General features: G+C 65.7%; 10 protein-coding genes. 4 read left to right on the top strand and 6 right to left on the bottom strand.

From position 1 onward, the window contains the following. The first annotated feature begins 160 nt into the window (after window positions 1–160). Window positions 161–931: a YihY/virulence factor BrkB family protein gene (locus tag Q0Z66_RS11175; RefSeq protein ID WP_298041133.1), complete on the top strand. Its 771-nt coding sequence runs from the start codon at window positions 161–163 to the stop codon at window positions 929–931. Here Q0Z66_RS11175 and Q0Z66_RS11170 read toward each other — a convergent pair. Then, window positions 921–1895 carry a cation diffusion facilitator family transporter gene (locus Q0Z66_RS11170; RefSeq protein ID WP_298041131.1) on the bottom strand — a complete coding sequence of 325 codons (975 nt, stop codon included), beginning with the start codon at window positions 1893–1895 and terminating at the stop codon, window positions 921–923. The two genes, Q0Z66_RS11175 and Q0Z66_RS11170, sit on opposite strands and share 11 nt — an antisense overlap. A 107-nt stretch (window positions 1896–2002) precedes the next feature. Beyond that, window positions 2003–2377 (bottom strand): hypothetical protein, encoded by a 375-nt coding sequence (locus tag Q0Z66_RS11165; RefSeq protein WP_298041128.1) that lies wholly within the window; start codon window positions 2375–2377, stop codon window positions 2003–2005. A gap of 126 nt (window positions 2378–2503) precedes the next feature. Here Q0Z66_RS11165 and Q0Z66_RS11160 point away from each other — a divergent pair, with 126 nt between their 5' ends. Further along, window positions 2504–2821 carry a hypothetical protein gene (locus Q0Z66_RS11160; protein WP_298041126.1) on the top strand — a complete coding sequence of 106 codons (318 nt, stop codon included), beginning with the start codon at window positions 2504–2506 and terminating at the stop codon, window positions 2819–2821. Here the strand turns inward: Q0Z66_RS11160 and Q0Z66_RS11155 are convergent. Both Q0Z66_RS11155 and Q0Z66_RS11150 read right to left on the bottom strand, forming a co-directional pair. After that, window positions 2808–3059 (bottom strand): hypothetical protein, encoded by a 252-nt coding sequence (locus Q0Z66_RS11155; protein ID WP_298041125.1) that lies wholly within the window; start codon window positions 3057–3059, stop codon window positions 2808–2810. The genes Q0Z66_RS11160 and Q0Z66_RS11155 overlap by 14 nt on opposite strands. A gap of 169 nt (window positions 3060–3228) precedes the next feature. Then, window positions 3229–5403, bottom strand: coding sequence for an MMPL family transporter (locus tag Q0Z66_RS11150; protein ID WP_298041123.1), 2175 nt, complete (start codon window positions 5401–5403; stop codon window positions 3229–3231). A gap of 71 nt (window positions 5404–5474) precedes the next feature. Between Q0Z66_RS11150 and Q0Z66_RS11145 the strand changes: the two genes are divergently transcribed. Continuing rightward, the gene (locus Q0Z66_RS11145; RefSeq protein ID WP_298041121.1) at window positions 5475–6062 is read left to right on the top strand and encodes a MarR family transcriptional regulator; all 588 of its coding nucleotides are present in this window, start codon (window positions 5475–5477) and stop codon (window positions 6060–6062) included. Window positions 6063–6069: 7 nt separating this feature from the next. Here the strand turns inward: Q0Z66_RS11145 and Q0Z66_RS11140 are convergent, their stop codons facing one another. Both Q0Z66_RS11140 and Q0Z66_RS11135 read right to left on the bottom strand, forming a co-directional pair. Continuing rightward, complete coding sequence (locus Q0Z66_RS11140; RefSeq protein WP_298041119.1) at window positions 6070–6411, bottom strand: Lsr2 family protein; 342 nt, start codon at window positions 6409–6411, stop codon at window positions 6070–6072. A gap of 57 nt (window positions 6412–6468) precedes the next feature. Beyond that, the gene (locus Q0Z66_RS11135) at window positions 6469–7284 is read right to left on the bottom strand and encodes a LuxR C-terminal-related transcriptional regulator (protein ID WP_366938996.1); all 816 of its coding nucleotides are present in this window, start codon (window positions 7282–7284) and stop codon (window positions 6469–6471) included. Between the two features lie 326 nt (window positions 7285–7610). Here Q0Z66_RS11135 and Q0Z66_RS11130 point away from each other — a divergent pair, with 326 nt between their 5' ends. Next, entirely contained in the window at window positions 7611–8918 is a 1308-nt protein-coding gene (locus Q0Z66_RS11130; RefSeq protein ID WP_298041115.1) for an ISL3 family transposase, read from the top strand. Window positions 8919–8924 lie beyond the last annotated feature (6 nt).

Raw genomic sequence — 8924 nt, 5'->3', positions numbered from 1 at the left:
AATGCCCTCATCGTGATGTTCCTCCGTCTCGTCGTCCGTGCCAGCATGGCGCGATCGGGATGTGCGGCGTACCGGGTTGACAAAACCGGTCCCGATGTCAAGGGTCATGGGCGCGCGCGACGGGTGAGGCATGCTCGACGAACGATGGAGAGGAGCGCCGATGCGCCGCGCAGTCGAATCGAAGCCCCGCACGGCGGCGAGAGTCTGGTGGGAGAGCATCCGACGCGCAGCGCGGGCATTCGTCGTCGACCAGTGTCCGGATCGGGCGGCCGGACTCACCTTCTACGCGGTGCTGGCGCTGGTGCCCGCGGCCATGGTGGCGTTCTCGGTGGTCAGCATCCTCGGCCGCGCCGAGGAGACGGCGCGCACGATCGAGGAGGTGGTGCTGGCGATAGCGCCATCGGCTGAACCGGATGCCGTCACCGCTGTTCTGGCGCGCATCGCCGAAGCCCGACTCTCGGGATTCCTCCTCGTCGTGGCGCTCGGAATCACGCTGCAGATCTGGCGGATCGCCCGCTGGCCGTCGGCCGTGCTCATCGCGGTGCTCCTGCTCGCCGTGCTCTACTTCTTCGCCCCCAACGTGCGTCCCGCACATTTTCGCTGGGTGAGCATCGGGGCGCTCGTGGCTTTGGCCACCCTTGCCATCGCTACCGCGGGTTTCATCTTCTATGTCACGACCATCGCCGACTACGGCCGCCTGTACGGCGCCTTCGGCGGGGTCATCATGTTCTCCTCGTGGGCATGGATCGCGAGCATGGCACTGCTCGTCGGCGCGGAGTTCGACGCCGAGCTCGAGCGCGTGCGACAGCTCCGCCGGGGGATTCCCGCCGAGCGGCAGGTGCACGTCGAACTGCGCGATGCGCGACAGATCGCAGTCCGTGTGCGCCGGGACCGCATCGAGGAGCGAGCCGCGCGGCGGATCAGACGCTGATCGCCGGGTCCGCCTCATCGGGCAGTCGCTCGACGGGCACCAGAACCACGTCCTGCACCTTCCAATCCGTGTCGGCGATGCGTTCGGACGCTTCGTCGAGCCGACGCACGGAGACACGTCCCCGACGGGGCACGACGAAGGCCTCCACGTGGAAGACCTGCCCCTGGTCACGGATGCGGACCGCAGCATCCTTCACCCATCGCTCCGCCCGCAGCAGGCGGACGATATCCCGGGCCAGGGGGTGAGGTTCGGCGTCATCATGCGTCATCGCACGCTGATCCATCAGATCGCCGACAGCGTATCGGGTGTTGCGGTAGCCGTCCCAGATGATGCCGAGTGAGATGAACAGGGCGGCGATGCCGTCGAGCCACCAGAGGCCGAAGCCGATTCCGAGGACGCCGACGATCGAGGCCGCGTTCGTGTGCCAGTCGGCCTTCGCCATATCGGCGTCGGCGGAGAGCAGCTTATTGTGAAGGACCGGGGCGAGGCGCGCCTTCGCCCGGCCGTAGATGAGCGGGCCGATGACGACGATCGCCATCGTCGCGACCATCAGCCAGCCGAGCCAGATCGTGCGCCCGAAGATCTGCACGGTGCCGATGGTGGGACGCTCCGTAGCGAGCAGACCGGTCACCGATTCGACCGCGAGGTTCGCGCCGACCACGAACAGAGCGACGCCCGCGACCAGATGGCCGATGCCCATGGCGCGGTGCCTCCCATAGGGATGCTTCCGATCCGGGCGCCGACGGATGAACAGCAGGGCGGTGAGGAAGGCGAATTGAGGGATTAGCGACAGCATGTCTTCGATCCATGCGGTCTTCATCGCCTGCGAGTTGCCGACGACGAAGGCGACGAGCACGATGGTGCAGGCGGTGTAGCCGATCGTGAACCACTCCCAGAAGACGGCCTTCTTCAGGGCCTCCTTCTGCTCGGTCGGCAGGTCGGTGTGTCCGAACTGGTGGATCATGATCCGACCTCCTCGTCGAGGAAGATCTCGACAGCGGTGAGCAGATCGTTCTCTCCCAGAGGGACGAGGAACACGATCGAACGCCCGTCGGCACCCTCGATGCCGGTTTATCCCCGGGTGACTCCGGCGCGGTCGCTCCATGGCGTCTGATCCGTGAACCCTCCGATCGCCATGTCGATCTCGCCGGTCTCCAGTTCTTCGACGAGTGTCTCCTCCGCCGCGATGCTCCAGACGACGGTGGCATCGAGGCTCGCGGCGAAGTCCTCGGTGATGTCGATGAGCGGACCATCTGGCGACTGTCCGGCCATGCTGATGAGGCCGGGATCGGGGGAGAGCCCGACGCGCAGGGTGCCCTCGCTCACCCTGTCGAGGCTTCCGTCAGGATCGGTCGGGATGCTGAGCCCGCACCCTGTCGCGGGTAGGAGGGTCGTGGCGAGCAACAGGGCGATGGCGCTGCGCGCGGTAAGGCGTGATGCGTGCATGGGTATGAGCCTCCCTCTGCTCCGCGTCTCCGTGGAAGAAGGTTGACTCCCCGGTGAGACGGGGAGATACTCCGAGTATCAGAGCGTCCTATCGCGCTCGCGATGACGGTGACGTAGGTTCTTCGTGTGGGCAGTCTCTACTACGGCGATTCCGCCGAACCGATCAACATCGAGGATCGTGCGCTCGCGCACCTGAAGATCGTCATCGCGACCAAATTGCGGCGCAATGAGAGCTTCACGCTGTCCTGGCGTCACCCCGAAGGCGATGCGGTCGGCCGCAGCACCATCTGGCTGCATCCCTCGATCCCGTTGCGCTTCGTCTTCGAGGAGGCCGAGGTTCCCGAGATCAGTCGTACCTGGGTGGAGAGTCTGGCGAACTCCGCGAATTCCAGCGGCGGAGTCACGCTCGTCGACGAGCACGTCGAAGCGGCTACGCCCTCTTAGGCCGCCCGGGGCCGACGCCCGGCGCATCATTCTGCGGCGAGGCATCCGGGATCCCCGCCTCGTCGTGGGACGAGATGCGCACCGCGTCGGCCGCGCCCGAGTCGGCACCCGCGCGCCCGGCCGGCACTTCGCCGACATCCTCGTGCGCTTCGGCGTCGTCGATTCCGGGCTCCGGGTCTGCCACCGGCGGATGCTCCACGCCCGGCGGGCGCATCCCCTGATCTCCGATGCCGCTCATGGTCGTCTCCTCTCGTCGTCGCGTTCTCTGAACGTTCTGACTCTAGGAACGGGTATACGCTCTGGCGACCCGGTTGACCGTGTGGTCTCTGGTTGGTAAAGCCCCGGATACGACGGAGGCGCCCGCCGGGTATAACACCCGACGAGCGCCTCCGCGGCTCAGCCCGTGATCAGGGCTTTCCGCGCCCGAGCTTCGACGGCCACCAGATCGAACGACCGATGTCGTACGACAGGGCGGGCACGAGCAGCGTTCGCACGACGAACGTGTCGAGCAGCACGCCGAAGGCGACGATGAACGCGAGCTGGACGAGGAACAGGATCGGGATGACCGACAGTGCGGCGAACGTTGCAGCCAGCACGAGTCCTGCAGAGGTGATCACCCCGCCTGTCACCGTGAGCCCTCGCATGATCCCCTCTCGGGTTCCGTGCTTGAGCGACTCCTCGCGCACACGTGTCATGAGGAAGATGTTGTAGTCGATTCCCAATGCCACGAGGAAGACGAACCCGTACAGCGGGACGGCGGGGTCGGCGCCCGGGAAGTCGAAGATCCCGTTGAACACCCAGGCCGAGACTCCCATCGCGGTGCCGAAGGACAGCACGGTGGTGAGGATCAGCAGCACCGGTGCGAGCACCGAGCGCAGCAGCAGCATGAGGATGAGGAGGATGACGACGAGGATCACCGGGATGATCAGGTTGCGGTCGTGGATCGACGCATCGTTCGTGTCGACCGAGGTCGCCGTGACGCCACCGACGATCGCGTCGATCGGATCGAGCTCGCCACGCAGATCGCGCACGGTCTGAGCCGCAGCGTCGGAGTCGGCGGCATCGGTCAGGGTGCCCTGGAGCATGACTTCGCCGTCGACAACGCTCGGTGCGACCGGCTCGGTTCCGGGAGGGCCGAAGGCGGTGATGCCGTCCTCGGTGACGGGGGCGCTTCCGCTGGGGGAGTCGGATGCCGTCACCGATACGGAGTCGATGCCGTCGTTGGCGAGCAGGATGTCGGCCGCCTCCTGGAGCGAGCCTTCGTCCACCACGACGTAGACCGGGCTGCCGGAGCCGCCGGGGAAGTGCTCGCCGAGGGCGACCTGTCCGTCACGGGCTTCGGAAGCACCGATCACGAGCTCGGACTGGGGGATGCCGGATGCGTTCAGCTGAGTGAAGCCGGCCGCGCCGATGATGAGCAGTGCGGTGGTGGTGATCCAGATCAGGCGCGGGCGACGCTTGACGCCGCGGGCGAGGCGAGCCCACAGCCCCTTCGTGGCGACGCCGTGCTCGGCCTCGACGACCTCCGGCTCGAATGCGGGGCGCTTGGGCCAGAAGACGGAGCGTCCGAAGGTGAACAGCAGTGCCGGCAGCAGGGTGAGTGCCGACAGCATGGCGAACACGATTCCGATGGATGCCACCGGGCCCAGCGTGCTGTTCGATTTCAGATCGCTCAGCAGGAGGCACAGGAGTCCGGCGATGACGGTTCCACCGGAGGCGGCGATCGGCTCGATGGAACCCTTCCAGGCGGCGATCGTCGCAGCGCCCTTGTCCTGGGTGCTGCGCAGCTCCTCTCGGAAACGGGCGACGAAGAGCAGCGAGTAGTCGGTTGCGGCACCGATCACGAGGATGAACAGGATGCCCTGCGTTTGGCCGCTGAGGAGGAGGATCTCCCACTTTGCCATCCACCAGACGACGAGCAGCGCGACGCACAGGGCGAACAGGCTCGTCGACAGGACGACGATGGGCAGCAGCACCGATCGGTAGACGAGGATCAGGATGATGAAGACGGCGAGGAGCGCGACGCCGAGGAGGAGCCCGTCGATGCCGGAGAAGCCCGCAACGAGGTCTGCGGAGAAGCCGGCGGGACCGGTGATGTAGACGGTGACGCCGTCGGGGCTGGCTTCGCGCAGTTCTTCGCCGAGCGCGTCGATCGTATCGCCGAGTTCAGCGTCGCTGTTGATCGGGATGAACGCCTGTACGGCTTTCCCGTCTTCGGAGGGGATGCCGGGGGAGACCTCGTCGGACACGCCCTCGATGTCGACAGAATCGGCGATGGCGTCATTGATCGCGACGAGCTGGTCGTCGGTGAGGTCGGAGTCGCCGACGAATACCGCGATGGCGGGGATCGCATCGGCGTCGTTGAATTCGCCGAGCAGACTCTGGACCTGAGTTGCGTCTGCGGAGGACGGCAGGTAGGTCGTCTGGTCGTTCGAGGAGACCTCGCCGACCTTGCCGAACAGCGGCCCTCCCAGGCCTGCTCCGACGAGCCATGCGATGATCAGGACGGCGGGCAGGAGAATCCGCACCCAGGAGCGTCGCCGTATCCGCGGACGCGTCGTCGAATCAGTGTCTGTGTGCATCATTCCCTCGTTTGTCTAGCCAAGCTAGATTAAAACCTAGCATAAATTGATTTGGGAGTAATATCTAACGCATGACAGAGCAGCAGGCCGAGACATCCGGGCGGTTCGCCTTCGGATCGGCGATCTATGACATCGATGTCAGCGATCCCACCGGCGAGCTCGTCGACCGTGGATCACTCGGCTCGGACGACATCGCGCAGATCAGTCGATTGATGCAAGCGCTCGGTGGCTTCCGCGACGCGGAGCAGAAGCTCTCCGAGGCATCTCTGCGATACATGAAGCTCAACGCCACCGATATGCGGGCACTGCACTTCCTCATCGCCTGTGATAACAGCGGAGTCGTCGCCACCGCCGGAGCGATCGCCACGCACCTGGCGATCTCGACAGCATCCACGACCAAGCTGCTCGATCGACTCGAGCGGGGCGGGCACATCTCACGCGGGCCGCACCCCACCGATCGGCGGGCGCTGGCGATCGCCATCACCCCGGAGACTCGGCACTCGGCCGTCGAGACCGTGGGTCGCCAGCACGCGCGCCGGTTCATCGCCGCTGCGCGTCTCTCCTCCGACGAGCGCGAGGTCGTCACCCGTTTCCTGGTCGACATGACAACGGAGGTCGCCCTCGGCGATGTGCCGTGGGCGACCTCCGTCGAGGAGTGACTCCTGATCAGTGTGCGGCGCGGTACGCCTCGATGATGTTCGCCGGAATGCGGCCGCGCTCGGAGATCGCGAGTCCCTGAGAACTCGCCCACTCGCGGATCACAGCGGTCTCCGGAGAGCCGGTTGCGCGCTTTCGGGCTCCACCGCGTGACGACGGAGCGTTGGACGAACGACGCGCTGCGGCGATGAACGGCTCCAGGGCCGAACGCAGCGCCGCCGCGTTCACCGTGCTGAGGTCAATCTCGTAGGAGATGTTCTCCAACGAGAAATGGATGCTTTCACCGGCGCCGACTTCCAGGACGGTGCCGTCGATGTCGTCAACCAGCTGGTGCACAATTCTTCTTGCCATACTGTCAGTTTACGCCCTATGAGAATGGTCAACAATGATGCTTGTGGATAGGGGTGCTTATGGAAGTATTCCCGCGCGGCGGGCCCGATTTACGGCGGCATGTCTGGTGGAAGCATCCAATTTCGACATCGCCGTTCCTAAATAGGCTTTGACGGTTCCTTCACGAAGAGTCAGCTGAGCGGCGATTTCGGCGTTCGTGCTTCCGAGCGCGGCGCATGCCAGCACGTCGATCTCGCGCGGAGAGAGATGGACGGTGGGAGTGGAGTCCGTCGCCGGCCCGGCTTCTTCTGCGACCGCCAGCAATCGCTTCTCGAGTCGGGATAACCGTTCGCGCAACCCGACGTCCTGGACGTCGGCCGCGATGCTGCGCAACTCCGCGAATCCCTCGCGCAGATCCTCACGACGTGAGCCGGTGAAAACCGTCGGCCGCGGCGAGAGCCGGCGCATGCGTCGTTCCACCTCGTCGCGTATTCGCAGCTCGGAGGCGACCGAATCCGCGACGAACATCGCCGGTGCGGTGGTCACCCCGCCGATCGGTGATTCTTGCCATGCCCCGGCGTAAAGCACGCCACGCGGCCTCCCGTTCACGATGATCGGCAGGGCGAGCAGCGTACGTAGCCCCTCGCCGAGGACGAAGCCGTCGTAGTCATGAGTGATCTGGCGGGACGATCCGTAATCGCTCGTCATCCGCGGGCGCAGCTCCGTCATCGCTCGCCCGCCCAGGCCGCGTTCGGGGCGGACCTTGAGTCCTTCGAGGCTGCGGGTGCGCGTGCCGATGATGTTCGTGACCGAGACGATGCCGTCTTCGATCAAGCCCCCGAAGGCCACGGGGAAACGTGTGCGCTGGGAAAGCTCACGGACGGCTTGGGCCACCAGATCAGCGGAGGGATCCAAAGGAACTGCGGTGCTCAACGACTACCTGCTTTCGGGGGGGTGACATCGTCGTTCCCCGTTTCGTAGCGTCGATTTTACCACTCGTGCACGTATCCGAGCATGTGGCAACGAGGCCATATATCCGATTGAGCCATCGATGCCTCGGGCTCGGACAGTTCGGGATCATCATGGCGTACGGCGCCTTCACGGATAAGAGGCTCTTCGCGAACGAGGGTGTAGTCGGTTGAGCGCGTCGCTGGCCGGGTAGGGGTCGAGGTCTCCCTGAGGATGGAAGTTCCTACACTCCCCATCCGGAAGACCTCGACGTGTCCCAGCCTACTTTCCTCCCGCCCGATCTGACGTTGTTCTGCCGCCTCGATGAGCTCGGATTGGAAGCCGTGGGGCAGCATCTGTCGCCGGATCGTGCGGTGCTGGAGTGTCGAGTGCTCGAACCGGACCGGTGGTGCAGGAAGTGCGGGTGCGAGGGCGCATCCCGGGACACGGTGCCGCGCCGTCTCGCGCATGAACCGTTCGGACACCGGCCCACGACGCTGTTGATCCGTGTCCGCCGATACAAGTGTTCCGGGTGCGGGCGCGTCTGGCGACAGGACACGACGAGGGCAGCGGCCGCGCGGGCGAAGATCTCTCGCGGCGGGCTCGCCTGGGGGCTGGCGGGCCTGGTGCTGGATCACCTCTCTGTCTCTCGCGTCGCGGCGGGGCTGGGGGTGTCGTGGTCGGCTGCGAACGCGGCGATTCTTGCGGAGGGGCGGCGACGCCTGATCGATGATCCGCATCGGTTCGATGGCGTCACCACGATTGGTGTTGATGAGCATGTCTGGCGTCACACGCGCAAGGGCGACAAGTACGTCACGGTGATCATCGATCTCACCCCGAACCGTGACAAGACCGGCCCTGCTCGGCTGCTGGACATGGTCGAGGGCCGCTCGAAGGCCGTGTTCAAGAGTTGGCTCGCCGGCAGGCCGAAGGCCTGGCTGGACGGGATCGAGGTCGTCGCGATGGACGGCTTCACGGGGTTCAAGACCGCTGCCGCGGAAGAGCTCCCGGCTGCGGTCCCAGTGATGGATCCGTTCCATGTCGTCCGTCTCGCCGGCGACGGGCTGGATCGGTGTCGACAGCGCGTCCAACAGACCACGCTCGGGCATCGGGGTCGCGCCGCCGACCCGCTCTACAAGGCCCGCCGCACCCTGCACACCGGTCATAGTCTCCTCACCGACAAGCAACGTGACCGGCTCGACGCGTTGTTCGCGGGTGATGATCATGTTGAGGTCGAAGCGACCTGGGGCATCTACCAACGCATCGTCGCCGCTTACCGAGAACCCGACAAGAAGCGCGGCAAGGCGATGATGCAGGCCGTGATCGACAGCGTCACCAGCGGTGTTCCCGCCGCGCTGGTCGAGATCCGCAGGCTCGGCCGCACGCTGAAACAACGCGCCGCGGACATCCTCGCGTTCTTCGACCGCCCCGGGACCAGCAACGGTCCCACCGAGGCGATCAATGGTCGTCTCGAGCACCTCCGCGGCACCGCGCTCGGCTTCCGCAACCTGACGAACTATGTCGCGAGATCGCTCCTCGAAGCCGGCGGCTTCAGGCCCCGGCTACACCCTCGTTCGTGAAGAGCC

Source organism: uncultured Microbacterium sp., assembly GCF_947632095.1.
GTDB lineage: Bacteria > Actinomycetota > Actinomycetes > Actinomycetales > Microbacteriaceae > Microbacterium.
The sequence above is the reverse complement of the archived record's forward strand: the minus strand, read 5'-3'. Positions and strand labels throughout refer to the sequence as shown.